The sequence below is a fragment of the Rhizobium sp. P32RR-XVIII genome, from assembly GCF_012641395.1.
Taxonomy (GTDB): domain Bacteria; phylum Pseudomonadota; class Alphaproteobacteria; order Rhizobiales; family Rhizobiaceae; genus Rhizobium.
In genome coordinates this window covers 56,599-74,886 of record NZ_JABAIH010000002.1, presented here as the reverse complement: position 1 = coordinate 74,886, position 18,288 = coordinate 56,599, and the positions used below count along the sequence as shown (strand labels likewise).

At 61.1% G+C, this 18,288-nt stretch carries 18 protein-coding genes; 8 read left to right on the top strand and 10 right to left on the bottom strand.

Annotated features, from left to right (window positions below):
- Nucleotides 1-130: 130 nt before the first annotated feature.
- Entirely contained in the window at nt 131-1,633 is a 1,503-nt protein-coding gene (locus HGP14_RS05330) for a YdiU family protein (protein ID WP_168828830.1), read from the top strand.
- Nucleotides 1,634-1,664: 31 nt separating this feature from the next.
- Nucleotides 1,665-2,216 (top strand): glutathione peroxidase, encoded by a 552-nt coding sequence (locus HGP14_RS05325; protein ID WP_168828829.1) that lies wholly within the window; start codon nt 1,665-1,667, stop codon nt 2,214-2,216.
- 331 nt (nt 2,217-2,547) lie between these two features.
- On the opposite strand, the gene HGP14_RS05320 is transcribed toward HGP14_RS05325, so the two are convergent.
- Nucleotides 2,548-3,762, bottom strand: coding sequence for an MFS transporter (locus tag HGP14_RS05320; RefSeq protein WP_168828828.1), 1,215 nt, complete (start codon nt 3,760-3,762; stop codon nt 2,548-2,550).
- Nucleotides 3,759-3,905 (bottom strand): hypothetical protein, encoded by a 147-nt coding sequence (locus tag HGP14_RS05315; RefSeq protein WP_168828827.1) that lies wholly within the window; start codon nt 3,903-3,905, stop codon nt 3,759-3,761. The genes HGP14_RS05320 and HGP14_RS05315 overlap by 4 nt, the downstream gene beginning before the upstream one ends.
- Nucleotides 3,906-4,051: 146 nt before the next feature.
- On the opposite strand from HGP14_RS05315, the gene HGP14_RS05310 reads away from it, so the two are divergent.
- Nucleotides 4,052-4,945 (top strand): LysR family transcriptional regulator, encoded by an 894-nt coding sequence (locus HGP14_RS05310; RefSeq protein ID WP_168828826.1) that lies wholly within the window; start codon nt 4,052-4,054, stop codon nt 4,943-4,945.
- A gap of 103 nt (nt 4,946-5,048) precedes the next feature.
- Here the strand turns inward: HGP14_RS05310 and HGP14_RS05305 are convergent, their stop codons facing one another.
- The gene (locus tag HGP14_RS05305; protein ID WP_168828825.1) at nt 5,049-6,095 is read right to left on the bottom strand and encodes a GGDEF domain-containing protein; all 1,047 of its coding nucleotides are present in this window, start codon (nt 6,093-6,095) and stop codon (nt 5,049-5,051) included.
- Between the two features lie 410 nt (nt 6,096-6,505).
- Here HGP14_RS05305 and HGP14_RS05300 point away from each other — a divergent pair, with 410 nt between their 5' ends.
- From HGP14_RS05300 to HGP14_RS05290, 3 genes are all read left to right on the top strand, one after another.
- On the top strand, nt 6,506-6,712 hold the full coding sequence (locus HGP14_RS05300) for a hypothetical protein (RefSeq protein WP_168828824.1): 207 nt from the start codon (nt 6,506-6,508) through the stop codon (nt 6,710-6,712).
- A 166-nt stretch (nt 6,713-6,878) separates the two neighbouring features.
- Nucleotides 6,879-9,218, top strand: a complete 2,340-nt coding sequence (locus HGP14_RS05295) for a glucose/quinate/shikimate family membrane-bound PQQ-dependent dehydrogenase (protein ID WP_168828823.1) — start codon at nt 6,879-6,881, stop codon at nt 9,216-9,218.
- A gap of 129 nt (nt 9,219-9,347) precedes the next feature.
- The gene (locus HGP14_RS05290) at nt 9,348-9,842 is read left to right on the top strand and encodes a hypothetical protein (RefSeq protein ID WP_205927045.1); all 495 of its coding nucleotides are present in this window, start codon (nt 9,348-9,350) and stop codon (nt 9,840-9,842) included.
- A gap of 81 nt (nt 9,843-9,923) precedes the next feature.
- On the opposite strand, the gene bla is transcribed toward HGP14_RS05290, so the two are convergent.
- From bla to HGP14_RS05270, 4 genes are all read right to left on the bottom strand, one after another.
- Nucleotides 9,924-10,814 (bottom strand): class A beta-lactamase, encoded by an 891-nt coding sequence (gene bla, locus HGP14_RS05285; RefSeq protein WP_168828822.1) that lies wholly within the window; start codon nt 10,812-10,814, stop codon nt 9,924-9,926.
- A 74-nt stretch (nt 10,815-10,888) separates the two neighbouring features.
- Nucleotides 10,889-11,848 carry a CDF family Co(II)/Ni(II) efflux transporter DmeF gene (dmeF, locus tag HGP14_RS05280; protein ID WP_168828821.1) on the bottom strand — a complete coding sequence of 320 codons (960 nt, stop codon included), beginning with the start codon at nt 11,846-11,848 and terminating at the stop codon, nt 10,889-10,891.
- A gap of 21 nt (nt 11,849-11,869) precedes the next feature.
- Complete coding sequence (gene dmeR, locus HGP14_RS05275; protein WP_168828820.1) at nt 11,870-12,142, bottom strand: Ni(II)/Co(II)-sensing transcriptional repressor DmeR; 273 nt, start codon at nt 12,140-12,142, stop codon at nt 11,870-11,872.
- 155 nt (nt 12,143-12,297) lie between these two features.
- Nucleotides 12,298-14,127: a phospholipase D-like domain-containing protein gene (locus tag HGP14_RS05270; protein WP_168828819.1), complete on the bottom strand. Its 1,830-nt coding sequence runs from the start codon at nt 14,125-14,127 to the stop codon at nt 12,298-12,300.
- A gap of 292 nt (nt 14,128-14,419) precedes the next feature.
- Here HGP14_RS05270 and HGP14_RS05265 point away from each other — a divergent pair, with 292 nt between their 5' ends.
- Together HGP14_RS05265 and HGP14_RS05260 are read left to right on the top strand one after the other, a co-directional pair.
- The gene (locus HGP14_RS05265) at nt 14,420-14,914 is read left to right on the top strand and encodes a GNAT family N-acetyltransferase (RefSeq protein ID WP_168828818.1); all 495 of its coding nucleotides are present in this window, start codon (nt 14,420-14,422) and stop codon (nt 14,912-14,914) included.
- Between the two features lie 34 nt (nt 14,915-14,948).
- The gene (locus HGP14_RS05260) at nt 14,949-15,527 is read left to right on the top strand and encodes a type 1 glutamine amidotransferase family protein (RefSeq protein ID WP_168828817.1); all 579 of its coding nucleotides are present in this window, start codon (nt 14,949-14,951) and stop codon (nt 15,525-15,527) included.
- A 110-nt stretch (nt 15,528-15,637) separates the two neighbouring features.
- Here HGP14_RS05260 and HGP14_RS05255 read toward each other — a convergent pair whose 3' ends face one another.
- The 3 genes from HGP14_RS05255 to HGP14_RS05245 form a co-directional block, all read right to left on the bottom strand.
- Nucleotides 15,638-16,597, bottom strand: a complete 960-nt coding sequence (locus tag HGP14_RS05255) for a hypothetical protein (RefSeq protein ID WP_168828816.1) — start codon at nt 16,595-16,597, stop codon at nt 15,638-15,640.
- 207 nt (nt 16,598-16,804) lie between these two features.
- Entirely contained in the window at nt 16,805-17,719 is a 915-nt protein-coding gene (locus HGP14_RS05250; RefSeq protein ID WP_168828815.1) for a cytochrome c, read from the bottom strand.
- Nucleotides 17,720-17,823: 104 nt separating this feature from the next.
- The gene (locus HGP14_RS05245; RefSeq protein WP_168828814.1) at nt 17,824-18,267 is read right to left on the bottom strand and encodes a cytochrome c; all 444 of its coding nucleotides are present in this window, start codon (nt 18,265-18,267) and stop codon (nt 17,824-17,826) included.
- Between the last annotated feature and the right edge of the window lie 21 nt (nt 18,268-18,288).

Here is an 18,288-nt window from a genome sequence, read left to right as displayed (position 1 = left end):
TATGGCATATCTGCTTTGACGGGTGGTAAACGGAGATCACCATTCCTTGCATTCCATTGCCCTTCGTGAAGGGATGGTTTGCGGGTAAAATCGGCTTGCGTGGCCTGCCATGCGACCCTACCTATTAGCCATGACCTCTGCTCTTCAAAAAGACGCGCCGGATGGCGCCTTTCCATTCGACAACAGCTATGCGCGGTTGCCGCCGAACTTCTTCGTGCGGCAGGCGCCGTCACAGGCAGCCGAACCCCGGCTGATCAAGCTGAACGAGGAACTCGCCGCCGAGCTTCGGCTCGACGTCGAATTGCTGAAGCGCGACGGCGAGGCGATCTTTTCCGGCAATCTTCTGCCTGATGGCGCCGACCCGCTGGCGATGGCCTATGCCGGGCACCAGTTCGGGGGGTTCGTGCCGCTTTTGGGAGACGGGCGCGCGATCCTGCTCGGCGAGGTGATCGACAGGAACGGCAAGCGGCGGGACATCCAATTGAAAGGCGCCGGGCAAACGCCGTTTTCACGGCGCGGCGACGGGCGCGCCGCACTCGGGCCCGTGCTTCGCGAATATATCGTCAGCGAGGCGATGTATGCGCTCGGCGTTCCGGCGACGCGGGCGCTGGCGGCGGTGACGACCGGGCAGCCGGTCTATCGCGAGGAAGTGCTGCCGGGTGCCGTCTTCACGCGCGTTGCGGCAAGCCATATCCGAGTCGGGACTTTCCAGTTCTTCGCCGCCCGCGGCGATGCCGAAGCCATCAAGGCGCTGGCCGACTATGTCATCGAGCGGCATTATCCGGAGCTGAAGGATGCCGAGAACCCCTATCTGGCGCTTTACCGGGAAGTTTGCGAACGGCAGGCGGCACTGATCGCCCGCTGGCTGCATGTCGGCTTCATCCATGGCGTGATGAACACCGACAACATGACGATATCAGGCGAGACCATCGATTTCGGCCCCTGTGCCTTCATGGATTCCTATGATCCGGCAACCGTGTTCTCCTCGATCGACCACCAGGGCCGATACGCCTATGCAAACCAGCCGGGCATCGGACAGTGGAACCTTGCACGCCTCGGCGAGACCCTGCTGCCGCTTTTCGATGCGGACCAGGAGAAAGCCCTCGAACTCGCGAACGAGGTCATCAAGCTCTATGGCGAGCGGTTCCAGGCGCATTGGCTTTCCGGCATGCGCCGCAAGATCGGGGTCGTTTCGGAAGAGGACGGCGATCTCGAGCTGATCCAATCGCTGCTGGCGCTGATGCAGGCCGGACAGGCGGATTTCACGCTGGCCTTCCGGCGCCTCTCCGCGCTTGCCGGCAACGATGCGGCGGAAGCGGCCTTTACCGCGAGCTTCCGCGAGCCGGAGGCTTGCGGCGAGTGGCTGGGGCGCTGGCGCGAGCGGTTGTCGCGCGATCCGCAATCGCCGGCCGGGCGCGCCGAAGCGATGCGGAAGGTCAACCCGGCCTTCATTCCCCGCAATCACCGCATCGAGCAGGCGATCCTTGCGGCGACCGAGGATGGCGATTTCTCGCTGTTCGAGGCACTGCTGACCGTGCTCGCCAAGCCCTATGACGACCAGCCGGCGCTTGCGGCCTACATGGAACCGCCGCAGCCGGACGAGCGGGTACTGCAGACGTTCTGCGGAACGTGATTTCAGGCCAATGCAATATTAACTGGAGATAATGATGACCGACCTTCTCGACATTCCGGTCAAGACCGTTCAGGGGCGCGAGACGACGCTCAACGACTTTCGCGGGCAAGTGCTGCTCATCGTCAACGTCGCCTCCAAATGCGGGCTGACGGTCCAGTATGAAGGGCTGGAAAAGCTCTATGCCGACAAGCGCGAGAGAGGCTTCGTCATCGCCGGCTTCCCGGCCAACGACTTTAAGGGCCAGGAGCCGGGCACCGACGCGGAAATCCTGGAATTCTGCACCAGCACCTACGGCGTCGATTTTCCGATGTTTTCCAAGGTTGTCGTCAAGGGGCCGGACAAGCATCCGCTCTACAAGGCCCTGACGACATCAGGCATGGAAACCACAGGCGAAGGGCCAATGCGCGAGCGGCTGAAAGACTATGGCATGGATTTTCCCGAGGACGGCGAAATCCTCTGGAATTTCGAGAAATTCCTGATCGGCCGCGACGGCAGGATCGTTGCCCGCTTCGCCCCCGACGTGACGGCGGATGACAGCCGCCTCGTCTCGGCAATCGACCGGGAGCTGGCAAAGGCGACCTAGCGCCGTGACGGGGGTGCCATGAGAAACGCCTGCTGGGTTGGGGGTGCCTCGCCCTGCTCAATGACGACGTTGAAGACGCGGACCGGCCGGTTGGCACCCGCCGCAGTCTGACTATCGATAGATGAGCCAGTCCTTGGGCACGTGCGCGACGCTTGCGGCACCAATCCTTTCATGGGAGCTCGACGCAGCACTGCCGAATTGTATGGCGAATACCGCCAAACGGCAGCTTGCGGCCCAAAGCGGACCTGGATGACCCTGAGCCGCCAATCGGGGAGACCCACTATTGCAAGAAGCGACCAAGGTTCGAAAGGCCGAACCTTGGTCGCTCACGTTAGTGCGCGCGCACCCCCGCGGATGTCGTTCCGGTGCTGCGGAAGGCCCTGTTCAATAGGGCGATGATGAGAGCGGGGATCAGAAGGAACAGCAGCGACCACGGCAATGCCGAAGCGCCAAGGCTCTGCAAGATCAGCCCGCCGCCGAATGCACCCCCGGCAATGGCGATGTTCCAGACTGTCACGATGATAGCTGCCGCCGTGTCGGCAGCCGGACCCGCCGCGCGGATTAGAGCGGTCTGGAAAATCGTGCTTGCTCCGCCAAAGGCAAGGCCCCAGATGGCAGCCGCCCCATAAACAACCAGAGGGGAGACGGCACCGATCGTCAGCAGCAGCGCGGCAGCAATGAAGAGGCCGACGTCAACCACGGTGAGCAATCTGAGTGCCCGGTCAACGGTCGCGCCGACGATCGCGATGCCAGCCAGTGAAACGATGCCGAAGGTCAGCAGAACGCGATCGGTCTGACCGCTCGCTCCGACGGTATCCAGAAGCGGCGCGATATAGGTGTAGAGAATGTTCTGCGCCAGCACATAGGCCAGGATGGTCACAAGCACAGGCAGGATGCCTGGCATCAGGATGACCTTCCACAGCGAAAGCTGCTGCCCGCCTTTTTGTTCTCCGGCAAAATCAGGCACCTTCACCAGCACCCAGCCTATGAGCAGAACGGCGATAAGCGTCATGAGACCAAACGCGACACGCCAGCCTAACGCAATTCCGATGAAGGTGCCGGCCGGAATACCGATCGACAAAGCCACCGGGATTCCGGCAAGTGCAATGGCCATGGCCCGCCCGGACAGATGTGCCGGCGCCATGCGCACTGCATAGGGCGTCATCAGGGCCCAAAGCAGCCCTGCGGAAACGCCTCCCAGGAAGCGAGCAACCAGAATGACGGCAAAGTTGCTAGAAAGGGCTGTGACAGAGTTGGCAATTGCGAAGCCAACAATCGTCATGACGAGAAGCGATCGTCTCCGCCAGCTGCGCGTCGCCGCCGTCAGCGGGATAGTTGCCAGAAGGGAGCCGATGGCGTAGACTGAAATGAGTTGTCCCGCCCAAGATTCGCTGACGCGCAGGTCGGAGCCCATCTGGGGCAAAAGACCGGCTGGCAGAGCCTCGGTGAGGGTTACCAGAAAGCTCGTTGTGGCGAGCGCCAGAAGGCCCAGAAGTGGCAGGCCGGAGCGAGTCGCCCCAGCGGCTGTGGTCGCCTGGGCGGTCATAGTCGTGCCCCTCCCGTCAGGCGTTCGGTGTAGCCGCAGCTGACGATCGTCAAAAAGCTTGTGGAATGCGGCACTGGCCGGCCAGCTTCGTGGGCGGGCTCAAGCCTGCCGCTCGAGATGCCGCCGTTCTCAAAATCGTCCACTCGAATCTTCCCGTATCTCATCGCTATTTCTTTCCATCGTTTCCGGCCCGCTTGCGCGACCAACCAAGAAATAGCGAAGCGACTAATCAAGAAAAACAGCCCGGCATTCCGGTGACTGCGGAACCAAATTCCGTTATACCAGCCAAATGGAACATCTCGGCACCATGAGCTTGTTTGTACACGCCGCGGAAACTGGCAGTTTCGTCGCCGCCGGCCGGCAGGCAGGGCTGTCAGCGTCTGCGGTAGGCAAGGCAGTTGCGCGCCTCGAACAACGCTTGGGGGTGCGGCTCTTTCATCGCAACACACGCAATATGACTCTGACAGAAGAAGGGCGGCTGTTTCTCGATCGTTGCCATCGGATCTTTGAGGAAATCGAAGCGGCGGAGATGGAGCTGACCCAGACGGTGGCCGCGCCGAACGGCAGGTTGCGGGTTAGTTTACCCATGGTTGGCATGCTCCTGATGCCGGTTATCGCTGACTTCATGTCGGCATATCCGGCCGTCACACTCGACCTCGACTTCACCGACCGCCTGGTCGACGTGATTGAGGAGGGATTCGACGTGGTGATCAGGACGGGAGTTGCAAATGACAGCCGCCTGATGCGCAAGAGCTTGGGAAGGTTTCGCTCCAAGCTCGTGGCATCGCCCGCCTACCTCGACCGGCGCGGCATACCTGCCTCGCCCGCTGATCTGGCGTGGCACGATTGTCTTCGGCAGCGCTCCCAATCTACGCGCAAGATCCTCGACTGGCCGCTGAAAACCAGCGGTGGCGTCATTGCGATCCCGGAGACCATGAGTGCCAACACCATAGAGCCGCTGGTGCACCTAGCTGAAAAGGGCTTCGGCATCGCCGCTATGCCGCCCTTTGCCGTCGCCGCCCAAATTGAAGCTGGATCGCTGGTGTCCTTTTTGGACGACCACATCCTTACGACTGGCGAGCTGGCGGCATTATGGCCGACCAGCAGGCAACTCTCCCCCCGCATTCGCGCTTTTGTGACGTTTCTTACCGGGCATCTTCAGATCGGCGATGGGCCCGGTTGATCGGAGTCTGCTCATGGCGCAATGCGGACACGGTGCCATGACTGCCCTCAATGACGACGTTGAAGATGCGGACCGGCCGTGTTGGCAACCCGCCGCGGTCTGACTATCGATAGATGAGCCAGTCCTTGGGCACGTGCGAGACGTTCGCCACGCCATGGATCGAGACATTGTCTCCGCCCGATGCCTTTGCCATGCCCAGCGCCTGCTCGGCGAATGCGATAAGGGCATCAGCCGTCCGGGCCTCCTTCGACATGCATATCCCGACCGAGAATGAAAGCGCAGCGCAGCGTTTTCCCGATACCGGATGCACGACCGGAAGTCCCTTCAGTCGATCGCGCAGCCTGTCGATGAGCCGCATGATTTCCGTCTCATCTGCGGTTCGGAAAATGAAACCGAAGCGACCTCGATCGAAACGGCAGGCCAGGTCCTCTTTGCTGAACAGCGCCCGGATCAGCTCACCGATACCGTTGAGGACGGGTTCCAGGAGGTTCGGAATAGCGGCAACAGTCTCATAGCCGTCAATGTCCGCAAAGGCCACTCCACACAAGTCAGGCAGCCCTGACTTCTCGTAGATCTTGGCCAGTTCCTTGTTGAACACACGGCGGTTGCCCAGCCCGGTCACCGTATCGACAAATCTGGCGGCATTCGCCGCGGCTGTCTCGTGCTGCACCTGCTCGAGCTTCTGGGATTTCTCCACCACCTTCGAGGCGAGCATTGCACTTTGTGCCTCGCGAGCGTGTGTTGCCGAACTCACCGATTGCAGCGATCGCGTGAGTGCGACCTTGTCTGTCACATCATTGGCTTCGAAAACCCTGGCGGCTTGGCTGATGACACTTCCATAGCGCGTCAATGCCGACTTTTCCTCGTCGAGCAGCGAGAGAATGCTCTGCAACTCCTGTTGCACCTGGCCCGAACGTGTCTCAAGCAGACTGCCTTCGAAGTGATGGGGCAGGTAACGCCGACCAATGGCATCCAAGGCGTCCTGCGTCTTGACCGTGCCAAGCGACCTGAGTTCGCGGGTGAGATCCGGGCTGTTGCCGGTCATCGCCTCGAACACGAGTTCGTAGTTCCGCGGCAGTCCCTCGATACCTAGTTGTTGCAAGACCGTTGCAACGCGAAAGGCCAGATTCGTGGGCGTATTGGGCTGCACCAGATGCTCTCCAACGTGACTTTGCGTTTACCACCGACGACACGGGCCGGGTCATGGGCAGCCGGGTCGCTATTGCAAGCAAGGGAGCTTTCTGCGACGGCCTTCGGCCGTGCCGGAAAGCATAAGAGAGATGCATGATAGAGAACCGCAGGAGCATCATGCTCGAGCGGCAAGCAACGTCTGGTAGCAATATTAAGCGTACCTAATTAAGGCAAAGTAAATGCGGAATCCGGAACAGGAGGGCCCGAAATTTCTGGCAGGCGTTTCGCTCTTGCGGGAGAAAGATCCTTCAGATTCCCTGAATTCCTTCGCGAAAATGGAGCTCCGGCTTGAATTAGTAACGCATAAGTTACGATTCGCTAATACGTTCACGCGAAAATAGGTGGAACTCGTAGCAACTGGCGGAAACCATGTTTGTCGTATCAGTCGTCGATGATGGGCAAGAGCGCAACCTCGTCGCCACCAAGGTCTGGATGGAAGACGGCGTCGTCGTCGTGCAGGCCGGTGGAAAGCAGCACGCATTTCCCGCCTCAAGCCTCGTCGAAATCATGGCGATCGAAAAAGAATATGAGCGGGAAGACCGCTGGGGCCCGCGACGAAGAGCGATGATCAACTGACGGCAATCCTTCGTCCCGCTGCGGCGGCTTGGCTACCCAACTCAGCAGCCGATCCCCGCGTCAAAATGTGGCCATTGAAAGGCATGTCCGCCGCCCTAAGTGGCTGATTCTGCGGCATTGTCCGCGGTCCACCATGCCCAGCTCACCTCAGCGGGAGACCGGCTTTATGGCAATCGTCATTACTTCCATCCTTTTTCTCATCATTGGACTGGCGCTCGGCGGCGGCGGGCTGTGGCTCGTGACGCTCGGCGGCAGCGTCTTTTACCTGTTTGCAGGCTTGATGTTCATTGCGACGGCCGCGCTTCTCCTTTTGCGCAGGGCCGCAGCACTCTGGGTCTATGCGGCGCTGGTTGTCGTCGCGCTCATCTGGGCGGTGTGGGAGGTCGGCTTCGACTGGTGGCAGCTCGGTCCGCGCGGTGGCCTCATCATCCTGCTCGGCCTCTGGTTGCTGACACCGTGGATCCGGCGGCCGCTCGGGTTTTCGAGCCCGAGCGGCCTTCCCTACCCAGCCAATCCCTGGCCGCTCGCCGTGCCCGTCATTATCGCCGTTCTCGTTGCCGGCTATTCGATGACCACCGATCCGCACAGCCTTGCCGGCGATCTGCCGAGTGGGGTCGTGGCGGCCGCCCCGCCCTTCGGAGGCAATGTGCCGGATGGCGAGTGGCATCAATATGGCCGCACGCCTTTCGGCCAGCGCTACTCGCCGCTCGACCAGATCAACAAGGACAATGTCAAGGACCTCAAGGTCGCCTGGCAGTACCAGACCGGCGACGTCAAGCAGCCCGGCGATATCGGCGAGACCACCTATCAGGTGACGCCGCTGAAGGTCGGCGACACGCTCTACCTTTGCACGCCGCACAACTGGGCGATCGCGCTCGACGCGAAGACCGGGAAGGAGAAGTGGAAATACGATTCCAATTCCGGCTTGAACCCCGACCGTCAGCACCAGACCTGCCGTGGGGTGACCTACTATGCCGATCCGGCAACCTCAGCCGGCAAGCCCTGCGCCGAGCGCGTCTATCTGCCGACTTCGGATGCCCGATTGATCGCGCTTGACGCGGCCAACGGCAAGGTGTGCGAAAACTTCGCCGACAAGGGCACGCTGCATCTCGAGACCGGCATGAAATACAATCCGGCCGGCTATTACTATTCGACCTCGCCGCCGGTTGCTGTCGCCGGCAAGATCATCGTCGGCGGGGCTGTCAACGACAACTATTCGACCACGGAGCAGTCCGGCGTCATCCGGGCCTTCGACATCAATACCGGCGCTCTCATCTGGAACTGGGACTCCGGCAATCCCGACCAGACCACCCCTTTGCCCGAAGGCCAGACCTACGTGACCAACTCACCGAACAGCTGGTCCGTCTCCAGCGTCGACGAAGGGCTTGGCATGATCTTTGTTCCGCTCGGCAACCAGGTGCCGGACCAGCTCGGCATGAACCGGAGCGCCAATGTCGAGAAGTTCTCCTCCTCGGTGGTGGCGCTCGACATCAATACCGGCCAGGTGAAATGGGTGAGGCAGTTCGTCCACCATGATCTCTGGGACATGGACGTTCCGGCCCAGCCCGTGCTCTTCGACATGACGAAGCCGGACGGCAGCGTCGTGCCTGCGCTCGTCGCGCCGACGAAACAGGGGGACCTTTATGTGCTTGACCGGCGCAGCGGCGAGCCGATCTTTCCCGTGAAGGAAATCCCCGCACCATCAGGCGCAATTCCAGAGGACCATACGGCGCCGACTCAGCCGATCTCGGACCTCACCTTCACGCCCGATCCGCTGAAGGAAAAGGATATGTGGGGGGTCACGCTGTTCGACCAGCTCGCTTGCCGCATCGAGTTCCACCGCTACAAGTATGAGGGCCGCTATACGCCTCCGTCGCTTGTCGGCTCGATCATCTATCCGGGCAATTTCGGCACGTTCAACTGGGGCAGCGTCGCGGTCGATCCGGAGCGGCAGATCATGTTCGGCATGCCGACCTATCTCGCCTTCACGTCGCGGCTGGTGCCTGCCGCCGACATCCCGCCGAGGGGTCAGGACGAAAAGGGCAGCGAACAGGGTTTGAACCGCAATGACGGAGCGCCCTATGGCGTTTTCATGGGGCCATTCCTCGGCCCGCTGCAAATCCCCTGCCAGGCGCCGCCATGGGGCTATGTCGCGGGCGTGGATCTGAGGACTGGCAAGATCGCCTACATGCACAAGAACGGCACGGTGCACGATATGACGCCTCTGCCGCTGCCCTTCAAGGTCGGCGTGCCGGGCATCGGCGGGCCGATGCTCACCAAGGGCGGCGTCGCCTTCCTCGGCGCTGCCGTCGACGATTACCTGCGCGCCTACGACGCCACCAACGGCCGCCAGCTGTGGGAAGCCCGGCTTCCGGCCGGCGGTCAGGCAACGCCGATGACCTATACGACCAGCGACAACAAGCAGTATGTCGTGATGGTCGCTGGCGGGCATGGATCGGTGGGAACGAAGCCCGGTGACTATGTGATTGCTTATACGCTGCCGTAAGGGGCTCATCTCTTTTCCCGTCGAGGGAAGAGATGAGCGCCGCTTTCTGCCGCTCCGGCGCCGCGCGCAAGCTCCGGGCAGGCTCGCGGGTACAATCTCCCCTCGAAATTTTTCGAGGGGAGAATTTTCATGAAGATCGGTGACAGCATTTCGAGCTATTACGGACTTGGCAGCCTTTTTGCGCAGCAGAGCCAGTCCAAGACCCAGCAAGGCGGGGATTTCGACATGGGTGTTGCCCGAAGCGGTACCGGTCCCGAGCCTGCCTATACGCCGCCTTCGCTCTCCAAGGCCATGTGGGACATGCAGCCGGCCGGCGATACGACGATTGCCGAGGAAACGGACGCGGATCGCGAGGCGAAGGCGCGTCACGACCAGCTTGTCAGCGACTTCTCGGAATATGCGAACATGTCGCCGGCAGAGATGATCCGTAAACGGATCCTCGACCAGCTCGGCCTCGACGAGAACAGCCTGAAGGCGATGCCGCCGGAAGAGCGTGCCGCAGTCGAAAAGCAGATCGCCGACGCCATCAAGCGCGAGCTGACCGGCATCGACGGCGGCGACAGCAATTCGGCAACCTCGGACGTGCCGCAGACCGCGTCGAATACCGACGCGCAGAACGCCTGAGTTCGGTTTTCACCTGAGATTTTGATTCAAGCCGATGCGGCGGAGATTCACCTCACCGCCGTATCTTTCTGAATTTCCTGATTATCCTGCCATGCTCGCGACGATCTTCGCGACCTCGGCAAAAACGGGGTTCAGCTCGTTTACCGGCGCAGTTGCCTCCGCCACGTAGGCCGTCACGAGAATGGGACCGCGATCGTTCGGCCAGATGATGGCAACGTCCGCGGCCGTGCCGCCGGAGCCGGTGCCGGTCTTGTCCCCCACCTTCCAGCCATCCGGCAAGCCGGCGCGCAGGCGCGCCCCGCCGGTGGTGCTCGCCACCATCCAGTCGATCAGCGTTGCGCGCGACGGCTCGGAAAGCACCGAGCCGAGCGCGACGTTTCCGAGCGTGTCGAGCATTGCGTCAGGGGTTGTCGTGTCGCGCGGGTCGTCCTTCTTTCCCTCGTTGAGGGCCGTCTCCCAGCGATCGAGGCGGGTCGAGCTGTCGCCGATCGAGCGCAGCCACTTGGTCAGCGCCTCCGGGCCGCCGAAGCTTTCCAGCAGCAGATTGCCGGCGGTATTGTCGCTGAGGGTGATGGCCGCCTTGCAGAGCTCGCCGACGCTCATGCCCTCGCCGCCGACGTGTTTTTCCGTCTCCGGCGAATAGGAAACGAGCTTGCCTTGATCATAGATCACGCGGCGCTCGAGGTTTTCCGCTCCCTTGTCGACGCGTGATAGCACCATGGCCGAGGCGAGGACCTTGAAGGTGCTGCACATGGGGAAGCGCTCGGTCTGGCGAAAGCCGAGCGTGATATTCGTCTCCGTATCGATGACGGAAACGCCGAGCCTGCCGCCGGTGCGCTTCTCGAGGTCCGCAAATCGGCGATCGATGTCCTCATCGCTCTCGGTAGCATCGGCGAAAGGGGAAAGGCCCAGTGCTGGAAAGAGCATCGCCGCACCCAAAAGCGTGCGACGACGGATCGAAAATTCTTTCATGAAATCCCTCCGGCAGAATCAACAGCCAAAGAGCTAGGCGCCGATTGTGGCGCCTTGTCGTCACATGCGCTCAATCAAGCCGCCTGCAGCTGGGTGACCTCGACGGTGACATGCGAAAGCTCATGGAGCTCTTCCAGCTTCGCCCGATAGAAGGCGGGCTCGCGCGACTCGGAGGTTGTGACGGCGACGATGGCGGCGTGGTGGCCGGGACCGACTTGCCAGACATGCAGGTCCGTGATCCGGTCGCCGCCGGCTTCGATCACCTGGCGGATTTCGTCGGGGAGATCTTCCCCATCGGCAATCACATCGAGAAGCACGCGGCCGGAGGACTTCATCAGGCCCCAGGACCACTGTGCGATGATAATGCCACCGACAATCCCCATCAGCGGATCGAGCCAAAGCCAGCCGTAGATGCTGCCGAAAGACAGCGCGGCAATCGCGAGCACCGAGGTCAGCGCATCGGCGATGACATGGATGTAGGCGGCGCGCAGATTGTTGTCGGCTGCCCCGCCATGGTGGGCGTGGTCGCCGTGATGATGATGGTCATGATGGTGGCTGTGACCATGATCGTGACCGTGGTGATGGTGGTCGTCCTTGAGCAGCCAGGCGCTGGCAAGATTGACCGCGAGACCGACGACGGCAACGCCGATGGCCTGCGCGAAGCTGATCGGCACCGGATGGGTGATGCGCACGAAGCTCTCCCAGGCCATCAGCAGCGCGATCATGGCGAGAATGATGGCGCTCGCAAATCCCGCCAGATCGCCGAGCTTGCCGGTGCCGAAGGTGAACCGGGGATTGCGCGCCTGCCTGCGTGCATAGAGATAGGCAACGGCGGAGATCAGAAGCGCGCTTGCGTGCGTCGACATATGCCAGCCGTCAGCGACGAGCGCCATGGAGCCGTAATATGTGCCGGCGCCGATTTCGACGACCATCATCACCGCCGTCAGGGCGATCACGAACCAGACGCGGCGCTCGTTGCGCTCGTGGTCGGCCCCGAGGAAGACGTGTTCATGTTCCAGCATTCGTGCGCTCATCGCGCGCTCCTTCGATTCCCGTCAGCGGATGTAGGTCCGCAGCACTTCCGAAATTTCCCCGACCGCCTGTGTCCGCGCCGCTTCGTCGGCGGCCTGCAGCACGTGTTCGTGCAGGTGATCGTCCAGCACCTCGCCCGTCAGCCCGTTCAGCGCGCCGCGGATCGAGGCCAGCAGCTGCAGGATGTCGCCGCAGGGACGCTCGGCCTCCAACGCCCTTTCGACGGCCTCGAGTTGCCCCTTGAGACGGCTGACGCGGGCGATGAGCTTCTTCTTCTGGTGGGTCGTGTGGGACATGGCAGCCTTCAATTTAATATAGGGGGGTATAGTATATTCCGCCGAAAAAGGGAAGTGAAACTTGCGTGTTCCCGGCGGCAATATCCCCTTCCCGCAACTGGGGAGAAGGGGAGCACGACCGCTATGACGCTGCCGGCAATCGCCCCGTCAACCCGCTACAGCGTCTTCGCACCCGCCATTTTGGTGAACACCTGCACGCGCTTCCAGCGCAGCGTGCCAGGCTTGTATTTCTTCAGCCACTCCCGGGTTTCGCTCTCGTCCAGAAAGAGGCTTGCGCTGCCGTCGGCCGAGGCATTCGCCTGGCCATCGCTCCGCCCGGCCATGACCTCCTGGATCGACCGGAAATAATAGTGGTTGAACAGGCGGTTGAACTCGGTGAAGTAGATGTCGGCAACGCGTTCGCTGCCGCGGATCAAGAGCATGTTCTCGTCGTTGCTGTTGGTGGAATCCTCGGAGAAATTCGCCGAACCGGTGATGACGATCGGATCGGGGCCGAGCGGATCCTTTAGCAGAAACTTCGAGTGGACGTAGGCCACATGCTGATTGAGCTCCAGGGCTCGCGCATTGGTTTCCCGCGTCCACTGATAGACCGGATCGCGCAGGAACGATCCCCAGGCCTGATAGACGTTCTGTTTCGCATTTAGCGGCACGAAAGGATCGCTGGCGCGGGGATTGGGCTTGTCCTGTTTTTCCAGAAGCAGAAAGAGCACGGGACGCTGCGGCATGTTGGCTGCGGTGTTGTCGACAAGTGCAGCCTTGAATTTCTTGTTGATGCCGAAAGCGAGGGTGATGCCGCCGTAGTCGGTGGCGGAATCCAGCGCATCGACATACATGTCGAGCACCTTGCTTCCCGAACGCGGACTGAAAACGCTCGATACGCCGGCCGGAATATCCTCCCAGTCCGCGGGAACCACCGCCAGTGCCATCACGGCGTCGCGATAGGCCTTGCGCTTGGCATCGGATACGGGTCTCGTTTCGCCCTCCACCGCCCCAGGATCATCCACGAGAACTTCCCAGTAGGCTTTGAAGGCCACTGCAACATCCGTGTTGCGCACCCAATGGCCGACATTCGTCTGCCCATGGATGCCGCCCATCGACATGTTGGTCGAGCCGGTCCAGACTTCCTTTGGTTCCTGCGCGGCGCCTTTCAGCAGGACCAGGAACTTGTTGTGCTGGATGTTGTTCGGGTTGTTTTCTCGCCGGCGGGCAATCGCCGTCGCAGGCAACCTGGCCTTTTCGACGGTAGCCTTGTTGTCCTCGCGCGGAAAGCTTGGATGGAACTTGCCCTTCTTGTCGGTGTATTCGTTGATCTTCGCGTCAAGGATGAGCTTGACCGTGACGCCGCGATCGATGGCGGCCTTGAGACGTTCGGCGACCGGCAGGTAGCGAAATTCGTAGAAACATCCGAGGAGCGTATCGCCGGTCTGCGCCTGATCGATAAACCTGAAGAGCGCCTCGTCGAGGTCGCGGCTCAGCCATTGCAACGCTTCAAGACGCTTCTCCGCCGGCTTCAGGTCGTCAGGCTTGTGGTTGCCGAAACGGCGCTGATAGGCCTGGCTGCTGGCGACGCCGCGGTTGAAGAAGATGTCGTGCTCGAGATCTGTGAAAAGCGGCTCCGTCTTGACGGCGATCTTCACGGGCGACGCGCTGCGGTCGATGTTCTTCGGCTCGCCTTTCAGCGGGTAGAAGAAATATTCGTAGCGCCGGTCGGGCTTCGCGGTGAAATCGTCCCAGACGAAACTCTGCACCGGATGATCGTAGGTGGTGACGACCGTCTTCTCGTCCGGCTGCTGGATGACGCTCGCGAAGACCTTCATGCCGTAGACGAAATAGCGCTGATTTTCCGTCGGGTCGTATCGCTCGACCGCGAAACCCAAGAGGCCTTTCGTATCGGCGTTCTCATAGTCGATCGCGAATGAGACAGTGTTGACGCCGGTAACTGCGAAAATGCGATATCCGTCAACTTCCTTGGAAACGAAACGCATGATTCCCCTCCGTAAAAGCGTTCGTCTGGAAAATGAGATTTCTACATAAAGCTGCGTCGCCACGTTACACAACTTAACGGACAGTATCCATCGTTGATGACACCCCATTGACAAACGCGCCGTTCTGGAGAATCTATCGCACATGATCAAGAACGCGCATCACTCTCGCTCGTATTTTTGGCTGTACCTGTAAGGGGCGGCCGACAGATCATATTGTCAACAAGCCGCCGTCAGGCGGCTTTGTTGTATCGGCAGCGTCCTGACGGCAGAACACAGATAGGACGCGAAGGCCATGATTGAAATCGAAGACAGCGAAGTCTCACTGATCCGCCCGCCGGTGGTCACCATCCGCGCCGCAAAGCCGCGGGACCTGCCCGCACTCAACGACATGATCGCCCTGCTTGCCGCCCATCACGGCGATGCGGCCATGGCGACGCCGGAACAGCTGGAGCGCGACCTCTTCGGTCCCGTTCCCTGGATTACCGCGCTCGTGGCAGAAACCACCGAAGGGCTGATCGGCTACGCGATCCTCGTGCCGCTCTACAGGGCGCAGGAAGGCAAGCGCGGCATGGACCTGCATCACCTCTTCGTCCGCGACGGCCATCGCGGCCACGGTATCGGCCACCATCTCGTCAACCGCGCCCGCGAAATGGCGAAGACCGCCGGCTGCGACTACCTTTCGGTCAGCGCCGCGACCGGGAACATCCAGGCGCATCGCTTCTACCAGCATATGGACTTCACCCCTCGACCGGTGACCGGCATGCGCTATATGCAGGCGCTGGCTTGAGCGCCTGCCGTTCCGGTTACGAGGGAGAGATTGCATGACACGGCTTGCAGTGGTTCTGACGGAGGCTTTCGCGGATTGGGAGGTCGGGCAGCTGACGGCTTCCGCCCGTACCGAGTTCGGTTTCGACGTGGTGACGGCATCGCCCGGCGGTGCGGAAGTGCGCTCCATGGGCGGCCTGCGCGTGACGCCCGATACGGCGGCCGAAGCGCTGCGCGCCGAGGCTTTCGACGGGCTCGTGCTTTGCGGCGGCATGATATGGGAAACCGAAAAAGCGCCGGACCTGAAGCCTGTCATCGACGATTTCATGGCGCGCGGCAAGCTGGTTGCGGGCATCTGCGGCGCGACACTGGCGCTCGCCAAGGCGGGTGCGCTGAACAATGCCGCCCATACGAGCAACGCCTTGCGCTTCATCACCGATCTGCCCGGCTATTCCGGACACGCCCATTACAACGACGTGCCGACTGCGGTGCGCGGCGGAATGGTGGTCACCGCTCCCGGCTCGGCGCCAACCACCTTTGCCGCCGAAATCTACCGGGCACTGGATTTCCGCAACGAAGACCTCGATCAATATCTGTTGATGTTCGGTGCCGAACATCAGCCGAAGGCGGCCTAAAGCGCGTCGCGATCTTTTAGATTCGCTGAGCGCGCTTTAATTCTTTGTTTTCACGCATGTCTTTCGCCCGAAACCGGTTCCCACTTTCGGGAGACATGCTTTAGGCTCATTCATCGTATAACGGGCTCGCCATGAAACCGACGGCGAGAAGGTTTCGACACGCCAAATCCCACTTCCATCATCAATCGCGGCGCCGCCTTCGCGACGGTTCCCATATGGAAGCCGAAAGGATCCTCGACGAAACCATGACCCGCCTTTCCGGTCAGCGTCACGGCGTTGTCCGGTCCGTAGAAATCGAGGATTTCACCTGCCGGGTGGCCGACAAGAAGCGTCAGCTGGTGTTTGAGCCGCCGGCGGTTGTGGCTCCCTTTGACATAGACATGCGGGCCGGTGTTTTCATCGACATCGACCAGGTAGAAGAAGAACTTCAGCATACGCCAGTCGTCCAGGTCGAAATGGTATTTGTCCAGCGACGCCAGGCTCCGGTCCGCTTCGCTGGCCTTCGTCGGAAAACTCCACCAGATGCGCGTGGTAATCAGTTGGGCCTGGGCGCCAAGATATTGTCTTGCGACAGCCGAAAGCAGCGGATCGCGCTGGACCGCAAGGACCGCTTCGCAATCCAACGCGCGTTCGAAGTGGTGACCGCTGAGAATAGGCCGGCCGTGCCTTGCTTCGGTATCGCCGTGCTGCGGAGCCAAAAATTCTATTCGGCGATCGAAGTTACCGAAGCACGGTGTTTCGCTCGCGAATCTCGCGATTTCGCGGTGAATGGCGTCCGGAAGAACAAGACCGGAGAATAGCCCCTCCGCCTTCAACGAATCGACAACGGCCGCGGACTCGATGCCTTCAAACATCGATGGCAGGAGATCGGCGTTGTCGTGAGGTTGTTTGGCCGCAAGCCAGTGAGCTCTGCGGCCCGGTATGGTGCGCGCCAACAGGAACATCGGCAACCATGCCGGATTTTCCCGAACATCGGCAAGATAGGTCGGGATGCGTACTGCCATGCGGCGCAGCTTTCCGCCTTTGCGAGCGACGGATTCAAGGTCATTGGAGCGGGATATGCCGTGCATTCAACTATCCTTTTTCTTCGGAAGCCTGGGGGCGCTTCAGTCAGCGACGAACATGAGATCGCCGAAAGGGGGTATTGAAGAGCAGCGGTTAGGCTTGTGCTGCAATGCGGCATTTCTTTGATCGGCGTGGAAGATTAAGCCTTTGTTTTCTAAATATAACCTTGGCGCGAATAAATGCATGCGCTTCGCCCCGCAGATAACATCTCGTCACCGCTTCGGCACGGCCTTGAGGTAGGCGGCGATTGCCTCGAGGTCGCTCTTCGGCAGGTGCGCGAGGTTCCTCTGGACCTCGGCCATCGAACCGCCGACGGTATCGAAGTCCGGGGTAAAGCCGGTCTCGAGGTAGTTCGCGATATCGCCCTCGCTCCAGGAGCTGACGTCTTTGGACCCTGGCGTGATGTCCGGGATGCGGCCCGGGCCGTCCGGATTCGGAGCGCCCGCGAGCCACATATCGTTCTCGAGGCCGCCGAGCGCGTCACGCGGCGTATGGCATTCGCCGCAATGGCCGGGGCCTTCGACGAGATACTGGCCGCGCTTCAGCTTGTCGTCCGGATTAGCGAGCGCGACGTGTTGCGCGTCGTTCAGATAGAGCAACTTCCAGCCGCCGAGCGCCAGCCGGATGTTGTAAGGGAACGGCAGCTCGTGCGGCGGCGCGACATTGGGGCTCTTCGGCAGCGTCTTGATGTAACCGAAAAGGTCGTTGATGTCCTTGTCGGTCATGCGCGTATAGGAGGCGTAGGGAAAAGCCGGATAGAGGTGCTGACCGCCGGGGCCGACGCCACGCTTCATGGCATTGCCGAACTCCGCCAGCGTCCACGAGCCGATGCCGGCCTTTTCGTCCGGCGAAATATTCGGCGTATGAAATGTGCCGAAGGGCGTTTTCAGCGCAAGGCCGCCTGCGAGCGTGAGCTTTGCATCGCCTTCGGAACCAGGTGCCGCATGGCAACTGACGCAGCCGCCTGTCCAGAACACCTGCTCGCCGTTCTTCAGATCCGGCGCACCGAGATTGGCCCAGTGGCTTTCCGGCAGCGCGCTCGGCGCGGTGACGAAGTAGAAACCAGCACCGCCAATAACGACGACACCGATGAGACAGAGCACAAACCGGATGAATCTACGGACCACGCGCCGTTTCCTCTTTTTACCGATGCAACGGCTAAAGATAAACCGGTCCGCGCCGGCGGCAAGGCAGGCGCGGACCGATGGATTGGAGGGGAATAGTCTGTTTGCTATTCTGTCTTCAGGCGGTAGATCTCGTGACAGCCGCCGCAATTGGCGCCGAGCGTCTTCAGCGCACCGCCGACTCCGGCCGCGTCGGCCGGAAGCTGGGCAAGGATCGTCTCAGCGTCGGTTCCGAGCTTCGCGGAGCGTGCCTTGAAGTCATCCATGTTCTGCCAGATCTTCGGGCTCGCGGCCTTGTCGCCCGTTTCCGTGCCCGGCTTGAACTGGTCGGGGAAAACCTTGGCCGTTTGAGAGATCGTCGTCAGCGCCGTCTTTATCACCTCGGCGTCGTAGGGCTTTTCACCTTTGGCGATCGCCGCCAGCGCGCCGGCGGCAGCACCGTTCTTCTTCATCAACGCTGAGCGCGCTTCGTGCGTGCCGTCCTGCGCGAAAACCGCCGTCACCGCCACGCCGACAAGAAAGACACCCGCCGCAATTGCCTTGAATTTCATATCTTCACTCCTTTTGATACC